This is a genomic window from Modestobacter sp. SYSU DS0511 (genome assembly GCF_054050755.1).
This window is the reverse complement of the sequence record NZ_JBJGZY010000002.1, coordinates 142,447-158,973: the sequence shown is the minus strand read 5'-3', so window position 1 is coordinate 158,973 and position 16,527 is coordinate 142,447. Positions and strand designations below refer to the sequence as shown.

Below are 16,527 nucleotides of genomic sequence, written 5' to 3'. Positions count from 1 at the left end.
CCGGCCGATCACGCGTCGGCGATGAGGCCCTCGATCGTGGCGAGCAGGGTGCGCACCGGGACGCCGGTGCCGCCCTTGGGCGTGTAGCCCCACGGCGCTCCGGTGTTGAACGACGGGCCGGCGATGTCGATGTGCGCCCACGGCAGCCCGGCAGGCACGAACTCGGCCAGGAAGTGCCCACCCACCAGCATGCCGCCCATGCGGTCGGCGTTGGCGTTGACCAGGTCGGCCACGGAGGAGTCCAGCCCGCGGCGCAGCTCCGGCGGCAGCGGCATCGCCCACATCGGCTCCCCGGTGCGCGTGCTCGCCGCGACGACGGCGTCCCGCAGGTCGTCGCTGCCCATGACCCCGGCCGTGCGGGTGCCGAGGGCCACCAGCTGGGCGCCGGTGAGCGTGGAGGTCTCCAGCAGGTACGCGGGGGAGTCCTCGGCGGCGCGGCAGATCGCGTCGGCGAGCACCACGCGACCCTCGGCGTCGGTGTTGGTGATCTCGGCCTTGGTGCCGTTGCGGAAGGTGACCACGTCGGCCGGCCGGTAGGCGGTGCCGCTGGGCAGGTTCTCCGCGATCGGCACGGTCGCGGTGACGTCGACCGGCAGCCCGAGATCGGCGACCAGGCACACCGTGGCGATCACGGCCGCGGCGCCGGCCATGTCGCTCTTCATGTCCTCCATCTTCGCGGCCGGCTTGATCGAGATGCCGCCGCTGTCGAAGGTGATGCCCTTGCCGACGAGGGCCACGCTGGTGCGCGCCTTCTTGCCCTTGTAGACCAGGCGAAGCAGCCGCGGGCCGCGGGTCGAGCCGCCGCCGACGGCGAGGATGCCGCCGTAGCCGCCGTCGGCCAGCGCCTTCTCGTCGAGCACCTCGACCGACAGCCCGGCCTTCTTGCCGGCAGCCGCGCCGCGGGCGGCCAGCTCGGCCGGGTACAGGTCGTTCGGCGGGGTGTTGACCAGGTCGCGGACCAGGCCGACGGCGTCGGCGACCGCCCGGACCCGGGCCAGCGGTGCCTTCGCCGCGGCCGCGTCGGGGACCACCAGCTCGAACGAGGTCGGCGGGGTGGGCCGGTCGGCGGGCAGCCCTGTCTTGTAGGCGGTGAACTCGTAGGCGCCCAGCAGCGACCCCTCGCCGACGGCGTGCAGGCGCTCGGCGTCCGGGGCGCCCCCCACGGCCGCGAGCAGCGTGACCACCGAGCCACGGCCGGTCAGGGCGCGGCTGGCGGCGCCGGCGGCGCGGCGCACCGCCTCGGGGGAGTACGTGCCGTCGGCCTGCGGGGCGCCCAGCCCCGCGACGGCGACCACGGGGAACGGGGTCTGCCCGAAGGTCGGCAGCCGGGTCACCTCGTCCTCGGCCCCGCGGGCGCCCAGGTCGGCCAGCGCCGCGAGCAGCCGCCCGCCCAGGAGACGGTCGACCGCCTCGGCGCCGGGGGTGGTCAGCAGGCCCGTGGGCCCCGCGCCGACGCCGACGACGACGGCGTCGGCGGTCAGCTTCTCGAGCGGGCGGTCGGTGGCGGAGATCGTCGGCGGCACGGCCCGATCCTAGGGAGGCCGCGCGGACCGCACGCGCGGGGCGCCGGACGGCCCCGGTGCCCCGCGCGGGAGGTCACCCCCCGCACCCGAGGTCGCTGCCTACTTCGAGGGCACCGGCGGGTCGGGCACCTCGTCGGCGACGACGGCGTCCCGCTGGCCCATCGGCTGCGGGTCGCCCTGGGTGGTGTCCACGGTGGTCTGGTGCTCGGTCTCGGAGTTGATCTCCGCGCCGAGCAGCACCAGGTAGCAGGTCAGGTACAGCCACAGCATCAGCACGATGACCCCGGCGATGGCGCCGTAGGTCTCGTTGTAGGAGCCGAAGTTGTTGACGTAGAAGCTGAAGCCGAAGCTGACCAGCGCCCAGACGACGGTCACGACGATCGACCCGAGGCTGACCCACTTGAACTGCGGTGCATCCCGGTCCGGGGCCACCCGGTAGAGGACGGCCAGCGAGCCGACCACCACGACCAGCAGGAGCACCCAACGCAGGACCTGGGCGAGCACCGTGCCGACGCCGCCCAGCGGGAGCGCGTCCAGCACCACCGGGACCACGGCGATGAGCGCGAAGGTGGACAGCACGAACACGATCGCGCCCAGGGTGAGCACCAGGGAGAGCGCGCGCAGCTTGAGGAAGTTGCGGGTCTCGACCTCGTCATAGGCGATGTTCACCGCCTTGACCATGTTGCTCACGCCCCCGGACGCCGTCCACAGGGCACCGAGCACCGAGGCGATCAACCCGAACGTGAGGGCCCCGCCGGCGTTGCTGGTGATGTCGGTCAGCTGCTCGGTGAGGATCTCCTGGGCGCTCTCCGGGAGCTGGTCGGACAGCGCCTCGATCTGCTCGGCGACCTGCTCCGGAGAGGCGACGAGGCCGTAGATCGAGATCGTCGCGATCAGCGCCGGGAAGATGGACAGGAAGGCGAAGAACGCCACCCCGCCGGCGATGATCGGCATGTTGTCGGCGTTGTTCTCCGCCCAGGCCCGCTTGACCACCTGCAGCCAGCCCCGCGCAGGTATCTGCATCGGGGTCCGGGCGTGCACGCCGGGCATCTGCTCGGGATCGGGCACGTCCGGGGCCGGACGCGCCGCCTCCCGCCGCTCGGCTGCCACCGCCGAGGCCGCCGATGCACCGGTGGCGGGGTCATCCTGGGCACGTTCGGCCGCGGCTCGGGCCGCGGCGCGCCGCTCGGCCTTCTCCTGCACCCGCTGGCGGATGCGCTCGACGGAGCTCCCCCGGCGTCCGGCGTCGACCATCTGATGGATCCCCTCGTCTCGGGTGGTGGTCGTTCCGTGGCGGGTCAGTCGCCGGGCCAGCTGCCGGTGAGCTTGGTGAACCCCCGCGCGCCGGCCCGGTCGATCAGGGCCTTGGTGGCACCGAACAGGGCTCCCTGGATCGCGGCCGCCAGGACCACCTCGCGCATCCGGTACTCGCTCTGCAGGGCGCCGGGTGCGTCGTCCTCGTCGGCGACCCGCTTCCAGATCTGCTTGAACACCGCACCCGAGACGGCGCCCGCCACGACGCCGCCCAGCAGACCGATCGGGCGGTAGATGGTCTTGGGGCTGGGGCTCACCGGTGGCTCGCGGTCAGCCGGGCGGTGCCGGCCAGCCGGGCGGCTGACCGCCGCTGCGAGGCCTTCCGCCTGCGCGTGGCGAGCGCGCGTGCCGCCGCCTTGCGGCGGGCCTCGGCGCGCGCGGCGGCCGCCTTCCGGGCTGCCACCCGCTCCGCACGGGCCCGTGCCGCCGCCTGCTGGGCCGCCGCGCGGCGCCGGGTGGCCTGCTTCGCGGCTGCACGCTCCGGGGCGGTCTGCCGGCGCCGGCGCCGCCAGGCGAGCAGACCGACGACCGCGGTCAGGGTGGCCACGCCGCCCCCTATGACCGCAGGCGGGTTCTCCCGGTAGGTCTCGACCGCGGTGTCCTTCGTGCGGTTGGCGCCCTCCACCGCTGAGCTCCTGGCCCGGTCGGCGCGCTCCTTCGCCCGGGCCGGCACGTCCAGCCGGTGACTGAGCTCGTCGACCGTCCGGCCGAGCTGCTCGCGGGTCCGCTCGATGTCGGCCCGGATGGCGTCGGGGTCCGTCCCGCGATCCGGCTGCTCGTCATGGGGTCGGCTCATCGGGACGCACTCTCCTTCACGGTGGCGACGTCGGTCTTGACGCCGGAGACGGCCTCGGTCGGCACGGGGGGAGCGGCCTGCTGCACGTCCTTCTTCCCGATCAGGGCCAGGACGGCGGCGACCACGAAGAGCACGACGGCGACGACGACCGCGGCCAGCCAGCCCGGGAGGGCGAGAGCCACTGCCAGCACGGCGGCGGCGACGAGCGCCTGCAGGCCGAGGAAGGCGGCCAGCCCGGCGCCGCCGACGAGGCCGGCGCCGAGGCCGAACCTCTTGGCCTTGGCGCCCACCTCGGCCTGGGCCAGTCGCATCTCGTCCCGCACCAGCCGGGTCAGCTGGTCGGAGAGCTGACCGATCAGCTGACCGGTGGAGGCGTTCTCGGGGGCCGGGGGCGGGATCTCCACCCGGCTGGCGCCGGCGCCCTGGGCGGGCTGGCTCATCGGTTCTCCGTAGGGTCGAGCAGGGATGGTGCACCGACCCATGCCCAGGCCCTTACCTTGTAAACCAAGATCGTCGTCGTGGTCGCCGCGGCAGCGCGCGGGTCGTCCCGCCTCCCTCCGGGCTGCCGCGGGGGCGTCGGCCTCGCTAGCCTCCCGCCATGAGCTGGACGTGGCGGCTGGAGAACCCCTCGGGGTCACCCGTGGACCCGGCGACGATCGGGGTGGAGGTGCCCGAGCACGACAACCAGGGGGACGCCGAGTCGTGGCTGGGCGAGGCCTGGCGCGACCTGCTCGACCGTGGCGTCGCGACGGTCACCCTGCTCGAGGACGGTGAACGCGTGTACGGCCCGATGGGCCTGGCGGCCACGTAGCGGAGGGCGCGCCTGCCCCCGCCACGAGCGTGCGAGTGGCGGGGGCAGGCGCGGCGGAGCCGCTAGCCCCGGCTGGTCTTGGCCGGGTCCCGCTCGACGACGTCGCCCAGCGCCTCGTCGATGCGGGTCAGGACCTCGGCCGGCAGCCGCACCCCGGCGGCCTTCACGTTGTCCTGCACCTGCTCGGGCCGGCTGGCCCCGATGATCGCCGCCGCCACGTTGGGGTTCTGCAGCACCCAGGTGATCGCCAGCTGCGCCATGGTGAGGCCGAGCTCGGCGGCGATCGGCCGCAGCTGCTGCACCCGGGTGAGCACGTCGTCGGTCAGGTAGTTCCTCATCGACCCGCCCACGGTGGCGTGGCCCCCGCGGCTGTCGGCCGGCGGCTGCTGGCCGGGCAGGTACTTGCCGGTGAGCACCCCCTGCGCCAGGGGCGACCAGACGATCTGGGAGAGGCCCTCCTGCTCGCTGGTCGGCACCACCTCGGCCTCGATCACCCGCCACAGCATCGAGTACTGGGGCTGGTTGCTGATCAGCGGCACCTTGAGCTCGCGGGCGAGCTCGGCGGCAGCGGCGATCTCCTCGGCGCGCCACTCGGAGACCCCGAGGTAGAGGACCTTGCCCTGCCGCACCAGGTCGGCGAAGGCGGTCATCGTCTCCTCCAGCGGCACCGAGGCGTCGTACCGGTGGGCCTGGTAGAGGTCGACGTAGTCGGTCTGCAGCCGCTTCAGCGAGGCGTGGCAGCTCTCGATGACGTGCTTGCGGGACAGGCCGCGGTCGTTGGCACCGGGGCCGGTGGGCCAGTAGACCTTGGTGAAGATCTCCAGGCCCTCCCGCCGCTGGCCGGCGAGCGCCCGGCCGAGGACCGACTCGGCCTTGGTGCCGGCGTAGACGTCGGCGGTGTCGAACGTGGTGATCCCGGCGTCGAGGGCCGCGTGCACGCAGGCGTGCGCGGCGTCCTCCTCGACCTGGCTGCCGTGGGTCAGCCAGTTGCCGTAGGCGATCTCGGAGATGGTGAGGCCGGAGCGGCCGAGGCGTCTGAATTCCACGCCACGGACGCTAGTCGTGAGCCATGCGAACGACCCCCGTGGCCCCTCGCAGGGCCCCGCCGCGAGCTCGCGAGCGGTGGGGGGCGAGGGCGTCCTCTTTCAGACCTCGGCGCCCAGCGGGACCTGCGGCTTCGGGAACCGCCAGCGGCGGATCATGGTCGCGCGGCTGATGCCGTACCAGATCAGTCCGCGCATCCGCTCCGTGTGGTCGGGGAACCGCTCGTCGACCGTCTTCTTGATCCGGCGTCCGAGGAACACCGAGTCGACGATGATCACCAGGAAGAACGCGAACCAGACGAACACCGTGTAGCTCTGCACGGCGGGGTTCGGGACGAAGTAGCCGACCAGCACCAGGGCGGCCACGACTAGGAAGAAGCTGCCGGCGTTGCGCCGGGCGTCGACGACGTCGCGGACGAGCCGGCGGACCGGGCCGCGGTCCCGGGCCGGGAGCGCGCGGTCGTCACCCCGCAGGGCGGCCTGGCGGGTGTTGCCGCGGTTGGCCGCCGACTGCTCCCGCATCCGCCGGTAGGCCTCCTTCCGCGTGGTGGGCGGCGGCGGGACCGGTCCGCTGCGGCGGCCCTGGGCCTCGTTGCGGCGGGGGGTCGGCCGGCCCTTGCCCACGGCCGTGCTCCCGGCCAGCTGGGCGGTCAGGTCGGACTGGGTGTCCGGGGGCGTCGCGGAGTCGGTGCGGCGGCCGGGCAGGCGGAGCTTCACGGCCGGTGAGTCTACGTGGCCCGGAGCCCCGTCCGGTGCTCTCCGGGCCGGCGTCGTCCTCGTCCGGACGGGTGCGGATGCTCCCTCGGTCACCAGGAGCGCCGTACAGTGGGAAGCAGCTCCGCCACGGCGGTGTTGGCCGTTCCAGCAGTCCGTCCCCGCGACGGGCCGAGCAGGACACCCTCGAGTGTGGGAGGACCACGACATGACCGTGCAGGACACGCAGGCCCCCGGCGCCACCGGCGTCATCCTCAGCGACCCCGCCGCCCTGAAGGTGAAGACGCTGCTGGACCAGGAGGGTCGCGACGACCTGCGGCTGCGGATCGCGGTGCAGCCGGGTGGTTGCTCGGGTCTCCGCTACCAGCTGTTCTTCGACGAGCGCTTCCTCGACGGCGACCAGACCTTCGAGTTCGGTGGCGTCGAGGTCATCGTCGACCGGATGAGCATCCCCTACCTCAGCGGCGCGACGATCGACTTCGTCGACACCATCGAGAAGCAGGGCTTCACGATCGACAACCCGAACGCGGGCGGCTCCTGCGCCTGCGGCGACAGCTTCCACTGATCGCCGGCTGAACGACCGACGAGGCCCGGCACCCCCACGGGGGTGCCGGGCCTCGTCGCGCATCCGCCCGCCTGCCGGGGCCCGCGAGTGGCGGTGGGCAGGAGCGCCCTTCGTCAGTCGACCGGCTCCGAGGGGATCGGGATCGGCAGCCCCGAGGTGGGCGCCGGTGGCGCCGGCGGGCTGAGCGTTCCCGGCGCCGTGGGCGTGACCGGCGGGGGGGTGTCCGTGGCCCCGGGCGACGTCGTGCTGGTCGACGGCGCGGGGGCGGTGGGGGCGTCGTCGCCCCCACCGGAACAGCCGGTCAGGAGGCCGACGGTGACGAGCCCGGCGGCCGCCACCAACCGGAGCCGGGTCACAGCCGGACCGGGTAGACCGGCTCCGGGATCTGCGGCGCGATCCTCTCCTCGACGAAGATGCCGTGCCAGATCATGAACACCAGCACCTCCCAGACCTGGCGGGCGATCCGCTTGCTGGGCACCTCGGCCTGGCGCAGCCGGTCCAGCAGCGCGAGGACGTGGTCGCGGTCCAGCCACTCGTCGGTCTGGCTGGCGGTCACGACCTCGCGAGCCCACTCGTGCAGCGGGCCGGCCAGGAACTCCGCCGTCGGCACCGGGAAGCCCAGCTTGCGCCGGTTCATGATCTTCGGCGGCACGATCTGCTCCATCGCCTGCCGCAGCGCGTACTTGGTCGCGTCCCCGCGCGCCGGGACCCGCATCTCCAGCGGCAGGGTGCTGGCCAGGGCGAAGACCTCGGGGTCCAGGAACGGGACCCGGAGCTCGAGCGAGTTGGCCATCGTCATCTTGTCGGCCTTGACCAGGATGTCGCCGCGCAGCCAGGTGAACAGGTCGACGTACTGCATGGCGGTCACGTCGTCGTAGCCGGCCTCGCGGGTCTGCCGGTAGAGCGCCTCGGTGACGGTGACGTGCGACAGGTCGGGGTCGCGGCCGGGCAGCAGCTGGGCGAGCTCGGCGGCGTTGAGGTTCCGGGCGTTGCCGTAGTACCGCTCCTCGATCGGCTGCGACGCGCGCTCCAGCAGGCTCTGCCCGCGGACACCCTCCGGCACCAGCCTCGACAGCCGGCCGAGCGCCCGCCGCCCGACCGCCGGCAGCTTCGTGGCCCAGGCCAGGCTGAGCGGCTCGCGGTAGATCGTGTAGCCGCCGAACAGCTCGTCGGCGCCCTCGCCGGAAAGCACCACCTTGACGTGCTTGCGGGCCTCGCGGGCCACGAAGTACAGCGGCACGAGCGCCGGGTCGGCCACCGGGTCGTCGAGGTACCAGACCACGGCGGGGATGGCGTCGGCGAACTCCTGGGCCGAGACCTCGACCGGCACGTGCTTCACCCCCAGGATCGCCGCGGACTCGGCGGCGATCTCCACCTCCGACGTCGCCTCCCGCTGGAAGCCGACGGTGAAGGTGACCAGGTCGGGGTTGTACTTGTGCGCCAAGGCGGCGACCGCGGTCGAGTCGATGCCGCTGGACAGGAACGAGCCGACGGTGACGTCGGCGCGCATGTGCTTGGCGACCGAGTCGTCGAGCACCTCGGCGATCCGGTCGAACAGCGCCTGCTCCGAGCCGGGGGCGACCGGCGTCGGGCGGAACGTCGGGTGGAACCAGCGCTTCGTGTGGAGCTCGCCGTCGACGACGGTGAAGCTGGTGCCGCTCTCGATCCGGCGGATGCCGCGGTGCAGCGTGGCGGGCTCGGGCACGTACTGCAGCGTCAGGTAGTGCTGCAGGGAGGCCGGGTCGACGCCGCCGGCGCCGGTGGTGCCGCCGAGCAGCTCGAGCAGCGCCTTCTTCTCCGAGCTGAAGACCAGCCCGCCGTCGGCCAGGCGCGCGGTGAACAGCGGCTTGATGCCGAAGGCGTCCCGGGCACCGAACGCGGTGCCGGTCTCGGTGTCCCAGATGACGAAGGCGAACATCCCCCGCAGGCGGGGCACGACCGCCTCGCCCCACAGGTGGTAGCCGGCGACGATCGCCTCCGTGTCGCCCTCGGTGCCGAAGGTCGCGCCGGCGGCCTTCAACTCCTCGCGGAGCTCGAGGTAGTTGTAGATCTCGCCGTTGAAGACGATCCGGTACCGGCCCTCGGCGTAGGGCATCGGCTGCGGGCTGCCCTCGATGTCGATGAAGGCCAGCCGGTTGAACCCGAGGACGGCGTGCGGGTCGGCCCAGACCTCCCGGTCGTCGGGCCCCCGGTGGCGCAGGCAGCGCAGCGCGTGCCGCACCTGCTCGACGGTGCCCTCTCCCACCCGGTCGGCGTCGGTGGACACATAGGCGAGCAGGCCGCACATACGGGTGGGTCTCCAGGAGGGGGACGACGGAGGGGTGGGGAAGGCAGGTGCGCTCGGTCAGACGCGCTCGCCGGCGCGGGTCCTGCGCGTGGCGATCCGCTCGGCGACGAAGGACAGGACGGGGACGGTGCCGGCCAGGAGCACCAGGACCGTGCCCTTCAGCGACCAGCGGGCCCGCAGCGCGAGGTCGCAGGCGGTCACGAAGAAGATGGCGTACAGCCAGCCGTGGGCGGTGCCGATGACGGCCACCGGCCCGTCGATCCCGGCGAGGTGCTTCAGCGGCACGGCGACCAGCACCAGGGCGATCAGCAGGACGCCCACCACCCAGGCCATCACCCGGTAGCGGCCCAGGGCTCTCGGGACGTCCCGGCCGACCCTGCGGGCGAGAGCGTGCGGCAGCCGGGAGGACGTCGTCCCGGTGTCAGCGGCCACCGGTCACCCGCTGTCCCAGCGCCTTCGCGTTGAGCTCGGCGAGGTAGGCGTTGTAGGCGGCCAGCTCCGGGTCTCCCGTCGTGTCGATCCGGGGGCGCTGGTAGAGGACGACGGAGTTGCCCGGCTCGTCGTCGTCCGGGTCGCGCCGGTACTCGTCCCGGACCATCCGCAGGTAGAACCCCAGGCCCATGAAGCCGTACAGCGGCCACTGGAGCGCGTAGCTCCAGTTGACCGCGCCGCCACCGGCCTCGGCTTTGCTCAGCTGCCAGGCGCCCAGGAAGAAGGTCATCACGAACAGCGCCAGGACCAGCAGGTGCATGAGCACCCACCGCCAGGTCAGCAGGCGTCGGTACACGCCCCGACTGTAACCGGCGGCCGGCGCGCTCCGAGCCGGTCGCGGGGCGTGGGGTGCCGGCGGGGCGGCAGTGGAGCCAGTGACGCCCCGGCGACCCGCCGGGCAGGCCCGCCCGCCCCGGGCACCGCAGGCGGGGTCGGATAGTCTCCGGGAGACTGTGGTGGGGGTGAGCGGCACCTGTCGATGGGTGCCGGTGGACCTCCACCGGGAAGACCTCGTGGCGCCGCCACGGGGGAGATGAGGAGGGTGCTCGGTGGACCGCAGCTTCTGGAGCTGGGGGTGGCCTGAGGGCATCACCGACGAGGCCGAGCAGATGCACGCGCTCTGGATCGGCTCCACGATCGCCGCCCTCGTGGTCGGCGTCGCCGTCTGGGTGCTCATCGCCTACGCCGCGATCCGGTACCGGAAGCGTGGCGACACCCTGCCCAAGCAGACGGCGTACAACCTGCCGCTCGAGGTGGTCTACACGATCATCCCGTTCGTCATCGTCTCGGTGCTGTTCTTCTTCACGGTGAACACGCAGAACCGGGTGATGGAGCGCAGCGCCGACCCCGACGTGACCGTCGGGGTGAACGCCTTCAAGTGGAACTGGCAGTTCGTCTACCCGGAGACCACCGACGAGAACGGCGGCGAGCCGGTGTCGACGGTCGGGAGCACCGACGAGATCCCGATCCTCGTCGTCCCGGTCGACCAGACGATCCGGTTCGAGCTGGCCTCGGCCGACGTCATCCACTCGTTCTGGATCCCGGACTTCCTGTTCAAGCTGGACATCGTCCCGGGCAACGAGAACGGTCGCGACAACGTCTTCGAGGTCACCGTCCGCGAGGAGGGTGCCTACGTCGGCCGCTGCGCCGAGCTGTGCGGCACGTACCACGCGTTCATGAACTTCGAGCTGCGTTCGGTGAGCGCCGACGACTTCGACGACTACATCAGTGCGCGTGTGGCCGGTCTGTCGACCCACGACGCGCTGGAGAGCATCGGCGAGCCGGGCTACGCCACCTCCACGAGCCCGTTCGCGGGCGCCCGTGAGCAGGCGTCCGCCTCCGCCGATGACTGACCTGACCACCCCGCAGCACCAGGAGGACCGACCGTGAAGGTCGAAGCGCTCATCTTCAACTTGATCACGGTCTTCTGCCTCGTCGCCGCGGTCGTCTACGGCGTCTGGGCCCGGGAGCCCATCGGCACGACGGCGCTGGCGCTCTCCGGAGGCCTGACCGCGCTGATCGGTGGCTTCTTCTGGTTCGTCAGTCGGCGCATCGACGCTCGCCCCGAGGACCGCAAGGACGCGGAGATCGCCGACGGGGCGGGGGAGCTGGGCTTCTTCAGCCCGGCGAGCTACTGGCCCTTCGGCCTGGGGCTCTCCGCCGCACTCATGGGGCTGGCGCTGGCCTTCTGGTACCCCTGGCTGGTCCTGATCGCCGGCGTGGCGCTGCTGCTCACCGTCGGCGGGCTGCTCTTCGAGTACTACGTCGGGCAGAACGCGCACAGCTGATCCCAGCACCACCTCGTCCACCGGGGCTCCTCCCACGTCGGGACGGGCCCCGGTGGCGTGTGCGGGGTCGAACGGGTCCGGTCTCGACGGCGGGCGGCGCGATGTGCGGGCCGGTCCCGTACCGACCCGACCGTGCAGTGATCCAGCGGGCGGTGACGGACGTCGGCCGGCATCGGGGAGCAGCTGACCGGTCGGGGGCACCGCCGGGGCAGGAGTTCCCCGTCGCCGGTGGACCGACCACCACGCCGGTGGCCGGTCGAGCCCGCCAGGATGAGCCACGATGGACCACCGGTGGGATCGCCCTCCGGGAGCGCAGGTGGGGGCGCCCGTCGCTCCGGCTGTGCTGGTCGGGGTGCCGGGAACGGGCCCGTCCCGCCGCTGCGTCCCGATCCCATCGGTTGCTCCGCCCGGCCGGGGCGGGGGAGCGAGGGGTCGTCAGAAGCCGCCGGACACCGGGACTGGCGCCGCCCCGGAGCAGGACGCCTCCGGGTGCCGCGCAGGGGGGTCCGGGAGGTGGGTGGCTCTGCTCCGAGCGTCGGCGGTCCGTGCACACGAGCCCGCCGGGGAGCGTTCGGGAGGCGGTGTGGCCGCCGGACCGCCACCGGGCGTGCGGGGCCCCAGCGGGGAAGTGACGCCCCACTGTCCGAGGTGCGACCACGTGCCCTGGCGGCGTCGCCGAGGGGACGAGCTGCCCCTGTCGCCCCCGGACAGGTCCGGCGGAGTGCGACCCACGGGCACCCCGCATGAGAACAGCAGGGCCCCCGACGGAGATCCGCCGGGGGCCCTGCTGTTGTGGTGGAGCGGGTCGATCAGTCGCGCGGGTCCTGCGGACGGCCACCCTCGGCGGGACGGCCACCCTCGGCAGGGCGGCCGGAGCCGGTCAGCTCGCGGTCGGCCGCCTGTGCAGCCTCCAGGCCGCGCGCCTCGCGCTCGGCCGCGGCCTGCACCTCGGCCGGCTCCTCGATCGGCTTGAAGAAGCCCCTGATGGCGCGACGTGCGCCGCCCACCTGGTTCATCTTCTTCGGCACCGAGGCGCCGCCGTAGGCGAGCACCCCGTGGCCGTGCTCGTCGACCGGGCCCAGCGGCTGGTGCACCTCGATGAACTCACCGTTGGGCAGTCGCCGGATGACACCTGTCTCGATGCCGTGCTCGAGCACCTCACGGTCGTGCCGTTCCAGACCCAGGCAGATCCGGTAGGTGAGCCAGTACACCGCCGGCGGGATCAACAGCATGCCGAGCCGACCGAACCAGGTCATCGCGTTCAGGCTGATGTCGAACTTGTCGGCGATGACGTCGTTGCCACCGGAGATCCACAGCACCACGTAGAACGAGATGGCCATGGCGCCCAGGGACGTCCGCACCGGCACGTCCCGGGGGCGCTGGAGCAGGTGGTGGCTGGCCGTGTCACCGGTGAGCTTGCGCTCGATGACCGGGTAGAGCGCCAGCACACCGAACATCAGGCCGGGGATCACCGCAGTGGCCCAGAACAGCGCCGGGATGTGGTAGCCCCAGAGCACGAGCTCCCACGGCGGGAACAGCCGCGCGGCGCCGTCGAGGAACCCGATGTACCAGTCCGGCTGCGAACCGGCGGAGACCTGTGCCGGGTTGTAGGGACCCAGCAGCCAGATCGGGTTGATCTGCACCAGACCGGCGAGGCCGGCGCACACACCGAAGACGATGAAGAACAGGGCGGTCGCCTTCGCCGCGAACGCCGGGAAGAGCCGGTTGCCGACCACGTTGTGCTCGGTCCGCCCCGCACCCGGGAACTGGGTGTGCTTCTGCTTGACCAGGATCAGCAGGTGCAGCGCGATCAGCGCCAGCAGGATCGCGGGCACGATCAGCACGTGCAGGATGTAGAGCCGGCTGATGATCAGCTCGCCGGGGTAGTCGCCGCCGAAGACCGCGAAGAACAGCCAGGTTCCGATCACCGGGATCGAGATGATCACCGCCGAGGCGATCCGCAGCCCCGTGCCGGAGAGCAGGTCGTCGGGGAGCGAGTAGCCGGCGAAGCCCTCGACGAGGGCCAGCACCAGCAGCGCGACGCCGATGAACCAGTTCGTCTCCCGCGGCCGGCGGAACGCACCGGTGAAGAAGATCCGGAACAGGTGGACGACGATCGCCGCCACGAACAGCAGTGCCGACCAGTGGTGGATCTGCCGGACGACCAGACCGCCGCGGACGTCGAAGGAGATGTTCAGCGTCGACTCGTAGGCCCGCGACACCTCGATGCCGCGCAACGGGGCGTAGGAGCCGTCGTAGACGACCTCGGTGAGGGACGGGTCGAAGAAGAAGGTCAGGTACGTGCCCGACAGCAGCAGGATGACGAACGCGTAGAGCGCGATCTCACCCAGCAGGAAGGACCAGTGGTCGGGGAAGACCTTGTTCAGGGTGCGGCGGAGCGGGCCGGCCACGATGAGCCGGTCGTCGACCTCCAGGGCCGCCTTCCCGATCCTCGTGCTCGGCGCAGCCGGCACCGTGGTGGTGGTGGCCATCAGACGAGCCTCCCAAGGTTCCAGAACGAAGGGCCGACCGGCTCTGGGAAGTCCGCTCGCGCGATGAAGTACCCCTCATCATCCACGGTGATCGGCAGCTGGGGGAGCTTCCGGGTGGCCGGGCCGAACACCGGACGGGCGCCTTCGGTCACCTGGAACATCGACTGGTGGCACGGGCACAGGATCCGGCCGGTCTCCTGCTCGTACAGCGACACGGGGCAGCCGGCGTGCGTGCAGATCTTCGAGTAGGCGACGTAGTCGCCGTAGCGGAAGTCCTCCTGCCCGTCCGGGAGGTCCAGTTCCTGCATCTGCTCCGGGCGGAGCCGGATGAGCATGACCGAGGCCGACGCGTCGGCGTGGAAGTTGCCCCCGGGGACGGCGGGGAACACCGTCTCCAGCGAACCAGGCTGCTGGTCGGCGGGGCGGACCGGGGTGCCGTCGTCGCGCAGCAGCCGAACGCCGTCCGCCCACGGGGTCGTGCCCAGCGGGTTGCCGGTGTTCGGGTTGCGGATCAGACCACCGAGCGGTGCAAGGACCATGGCGCCCGCACCTGCGCCCATCAGGCCGATCGTGGTCAGCAGCAGCTTGCGGCGGGGGAGGCCGGACCTGTCCAGCCCGCTGAGCAGGGTGGCCGAGGTCGTGACCCGGTCGAAGTGCGACCCGTCGTGCTTGTCCTGGACCGCGGTCTCGTGCGGCAGCAGGTTGCGGACGTACAGCACCAGGCCGATGCCGATCGCGGTCAGCGAGATGCCCATCGTGATGCCGAGCAGGGGCGTGAACAGCGCGCTCCAGGTGCTGCCGCCGACCTGCCACTCCCAGCCGGGCAGGAACCAGCCGGAGCCGGCGTAGACGACGAGGAACGCCAGGGCGGCGACGGCGGCGATGGCGAACGAGAGGGTGACCTGCCGGACGGCGCGCCTCTCCATGGAGGAGCCGGGCTCCGGGCCCGGGTCGACGTGCAGGATCTCCACGCCGTCGTACCGGGCGCCCAGCCGGTCCAGCTCGGTGCGGTCCATGGCGCTGAGCCGCTCGGGGCTGTACTCGTCGTCCGGGCCGCCGTGCGCGGGACCCGCGGTGTCGTCGCCGCCGGCAGCGCCGGGGCCGGTGTGGGTGGTGCTCACGCCTTCGTCCCCATCCAGAAGATCCCGAACAGCAGGGCGCCCATGCCGGCGACCCAGATGACCAGGCCCTCGGCCACCGGGCCGACCCGGCCGACGCCGGCGCCACCGGGGTCGGCCTGGGCCTGCACGGTCTGCACGTAGTTGATGATCGCCCGCTTCTCCTCCGGGGTGAGCTGGTTGTCACCGAAGACGGGCATGTTCTCCGGGCCGGTGAGCATCGCGGAGTAGATCGTGAGGTCGTTGGCCTCCGACAGCGACGGTGCCCGCTTCCCGGAGGAGAGCGCGCCGCCCTGGCCGGTGAAGTTGTGGCACTGGGCGCAGTTGAGCCGGAACAGCTCGCCGCCTGCGGCGAGATCGCCCGAGCGCAGGTCGCCCGAGGGCAGGGTCGGCCCACCGCCGTTGGCCTGGATGTAGGCCATCAGCTGGTCGATCTCCTCCTCCGAGAAGACCGGCGGGCGCTCGGGGGCCTGGGCCTCCTGACGCACGAGCGGCATGCGGCCGGTGTGCACCTGGAAGTAGACGGCGGCCTCGCCGACGCCGATGAGCGAGGGCCCACGGCCCTCCACGCCCTCCAGGTTCGAACCGTGGCAGGTGATGCAGCTGCGGACGTAGAGGTCCCGGCCGGCCTCGACGGCGTTCGACGGGTTGCCGGTCGGGTCGTCGGCGGCGCTGGCGCCGGGGGCGAGGGCGGAGTAGCCGACGCCGGTGAGCACCAGGGCGGCCATGAGGCCCGCGACGTTGGCCAGCCGACGACGCTGCTTGGACCGCCGCCGGGCCTGGGCGGCCGCGGCCGGGCTGCCGGCCGCGGGACGCCGGCCGAACCGGGCGCGCAGGCCGCGGCGGCCGCTCTCGACGGGGGCCTCGGACGAGGGGTTCGTGGTGGTCACCGGTTCCCTAGCGGATCAGGTAGATCGTGGCGAAGAGCCCGACCCACACGACGTCGACGAAGTGCCAGTAGTAGGAGACCACGATGGCCGAGGTCGCCTGGGCTGGCGTGAATCGGCCCATGGTGGACCGGATGAGCACGTAGACGAAGGCCACCAGGCCACCGATGACGTGCAGGGCGTGGAAGCCGGTCGTCAGGTAGAAGACCGAGCCGTAGCTCGACGAGGCGATCGTCGTGCCGTGGTCGACGACCAGCACCCGGTACTCGTTCATCTGGGCCAGGACGAACACCGCGCCCATGAGGAACGTGATGGCGAACCAGCGGCGCAGCCCGTAGACGTTCCCGCGCTCGGCGGCGAACACGCCGAGCTGGCAGGTGACCGAGGAGGCCACCAGGATCACGGTGAAGAACGTCGCGTAGGGAAGGTTCAGCTCGGTCGGCTCCGGAGGCCAGCCGTCTGTCGCCCGGGCGCGCGCGGTGAAGTACATGGCGAACAGGCCGGCGAAGAACATCAGCTCACTGGCGAGCCAGACGATCGTGCCGACGCTGACCATGTTCGGTCGGGTCAGGGAGTGCACCCGCGAGGTGTCGAAGGTGCTGCTCGCCACGGGGGCCGTTGTCACGGGGTCATCATGGCATCGGGATGCCCTCCCCACGACGCGGGGTGGGCGCGCGTGGCGTGTCTCCCCGTGCGCG

Annotated in this window: 18 protein-coding genes; 4 read left to right on the top strand and 14 right to left on the bottom strand. The window is 72.4% G+C overall.

What is annotated here, in order from left to right; genetic code table 11:
- Window positions 1–8: 8 nt before the first annotated feature.
- The 5 genes from ACI783_RS02015 to ACI783_RS01995 all read right to left on the bottom strand — a co-directional run bounded on the left by ACI783_RS02015 (window position 9) and on the right by ACI783_RS01995 (window position 4,073).
- Window positions 9–1,523, bottom strand: a complete 1,515-nt coding sequence (locus tag ACI783_RS02015; protein ID WP_457138890.1) for a leucyl aminopeptidase — start codon at window positions 1,521–1,523, stop codon at window positions 9–11.
- A 99-nt stretch (window positions 1,524–1,622) separates the two neighbouring features.
- Window positions 1,623–2,777: a YihY/virulence factor BrkB family protein gene (locus ACI783_RS02010; RefSeq protein ID WP_457138889.1), complete on the bottom strand. Its 1,155-nt coding sequence runs from the start codon at window positions 2,775–2,777 to the stop codon at window positions 1,623–1,625.
- A 44-nt stretch (window positions 2,778–2,821) separates the two neighbouring features.
- Complete coding sequence (locus ACI783_RS02005; protein WP_457138888.1) at window positions 2,822–3,094, bottom strand: DUF4235 domain-containing protein; 273 nt, start codon at window positions 3,092–3,094, stop codon at window positions 2,822–2,824.
- Complete coding sequence (locus tag ACI783_RS02000) at window positions 3,091–3,633, bottom strand: DUF3618 domain-containing protein (protein WP_457138887.1); 543 nt, start codon at window positions 3,631–3,633, stop codon at window positions 3,091–3,093. The genes ACI783_RS02005 and ACI783_RS02000 overlap by 4 nt, the downstream gene beginning before the upstream one ends.
- Entirely contained in the window at window positions 3,630–4,073 is a 444-nt protein-coding gene (locus tag ACI783_RS01995; protein WP_457138886.1) for a phage holin family protein, read from the bottom strand. The genes ACI783_RS02000 and ACI783_RS01995 overlap by 4 nt, the downstream gene beginning before the upstream one ends.
- A gap of 158 nt (window positions 4,074–4,231) precedes the next feature.
- On the opposite strand from ACI783_RS01995, the gene ACI783_RS01990 reads away from it, so the two are divergent.
- Entirely contained in the window at window positions 4,232–4,444 is a 213-nt protein-coding gene (locus ACI783_RS01990) for a hypothetical protein (protein ID WP_457081028.1), read from the top strand.
- Between the two features lie 62 nt (window positions 4,445–4,506).
- On the opposite strand, the gene ACI783_RS01985 is transcribed toward ACI783_RS01990, so the two are convergent.
- Together ACI783_RS01985 and ACI783_RS01980 are read right to left on the bottom strand one after the other, a co-directional pair.
- The gene (locus tag ACI783_RS01985; protein ID WP_457138885.1) at window positions 4,507–5,490 is read right to left on the bottom strand and encodes an aldo/keto reductase family protein; all 984 of its coding nucleotides are present in this window, start codon (window positions 5,488–5,490) and stop codon (window positions 4,507–4,509) included.
- Between the two features lie 99 nt (window positions 5,491–5,589).
- Window positions 5,590–6,204, bottom strand: coding sequence for a DUF3043 domain-containing protein (locus ACI783_RS01980; RefSeq protein WP_457138884.1), 615 nt, complete (start codon window positions 6,202–6,204; stop codon window positions 5,590–5,592).
- Between the two features lie 205 nt (window positions 6,205–6,409).
- Between ACI783_RS01980 and ACI783_RS01975 the strand changes: the two genes are divergently transcribed.
- Window positions 6,410–6,766, top strand: a complete 357-nt coding sequence (locus tag ACI783_RS01975) for a HesB/IscA family protein (protein ID WP_457081022.1) — start codon at window positions 6,410–6,412, stop codon at window positions 6,764–6,766.
- Window positions 6,767–7,118: 352 nt separating this feature from the next.
- On the opposite strand, the gene asnB is transcribed toward ACI783_RS01975, so the two are convergent.
- Genes asnB through ACI783_RS01960 form a run of 3 tightly spaced genes read right to left on the bottom strand, consistent with a single transcriptional unit; the run spans window position 7,119 to window position 9,840 of the window.
- A complete protein-coding gene (asnB, locus tag ACI783_RS01970) occupies window positions 7,119–9,053 on the bottom strand; it encodes an asparagine synthase (glutamine-hydrolyzing) (RefSeq protein ID WP_457138883.1) in 1,935 nt (644 codons plus the stop codon).
- 57 nt (window positions 9,054–9,110) lie between these two features.
- Entirely contained in the window at window positions 9,111–9,485 is a 375-nt protein-coding gene (locus ACI783_RS01965) for a DUF3817 domain-containing protein (protein ID WP_457138882.1), read from the bottom strand.
- The gene (locus ACI783_RS01960) at window positions 9,475–9,840 is read right to left on the bottom strand and encodes a metalloprotease (RefSeq protein WP_457138881.1); all 366 of its coding nucleotides are present in this window, start codon (window positions 9,838–9,840) and stop codon (window positions 9,475–9,477) included. Before ACI783_RS01960 ends, ACI783_RS01965 begins: the two co-directional genes overlap by 11 nt.
- A gap of 253 nt (window positions 9,841–10,093) precedes the next feature.
- Between ACI783_RS01960 and ctaC the strand changes: the two genes are divergently transcribed.
- Complete coding sequence (gene ctaC / locus ACI783_RS01955; RefSeq protein WP_457138880.1) at window positions 10,094–10,897, top strand: aa3-type cytochrome oxidase subunit II; 804 nt, start codon at window positions 10,094–10,096, stop codon at window positions 10,895–10,897.
- 33 nt (window positions 10,898–10,930) lie between these two features.
- Window positions 10,931–11,332, top strand: a complete 402-nt coding sequence (locus ACI783_RS01950; protein WP_457138879.1) for a cytochrome c oxidase subunit 4 — start codon at window positions 10,931–10,933, stop codon at window positions 11,330–11,332.
- Between the two features lie 809 nt (window positions 11,333–12,141).
- On the opposite strand, the gene qcrB is transcribed toward ACI783_RS01950, so the two are convergent.
- The 4 genes from qcrB to ctaE are packed head-to-tail and all read right to left on the bottom strand — an operon-like array spanning window position 12,142 to window position 16,454.
- A complete protein-coding gene (qcrB, locus tag ACI783_RS01945) occupies window positions 12,142–13,824 on the bottom strand; it encodes a cytochrome bc1 complex cytochrome b subunit (protein ID WP_457138878.1) in 1,683 nt (560 codons plus the stop codon).
- A complete protein-coding gene (gene qcrA / locus ACI783_RS01940) occupies window positions 13,824–14,945 on the bottom strand; it encodes a cytochrome bc1 complex Rieske iron-sulfur subunit (protein ID WP_457138877.1) in 1,122 nt (373 codons plus the stop codon). Before qcrA ends, qcrB begins: the two co-directional genes overlap by 1 nt.
- Window positions 14,942–15,832, bottom strand: coding sequence for a cytochrome bc1 complex diheme cytochrome c subunit (qcrC, locus tag ACI783_RS01935; protein WP_457138876.1), 891 nt, complete (start codon window positions 15,830–15,832; stop codon window positions 14,942–14,944). Before qcrC ends, qcrA begins: the two co-directional genes overlap by 4 nt.
- A 7-nt stretch (window positions 15,833–15,839) precedes the next feature.
- Window positions 15,840–16,454, bottom strand: a complete 615-nt coding sequence (gene ctaE, locus ACI783_RS01930; RefSeq protein WP_457068700.1) for an aa3-type cytochrome oxidase subunit III — start codon at window positions 16,452–16,454, stop codon at window positions 15,840–15,842.
- Between the last annotated feature and the right edge of the window lie 73 nt (window positions 16,455–16,527).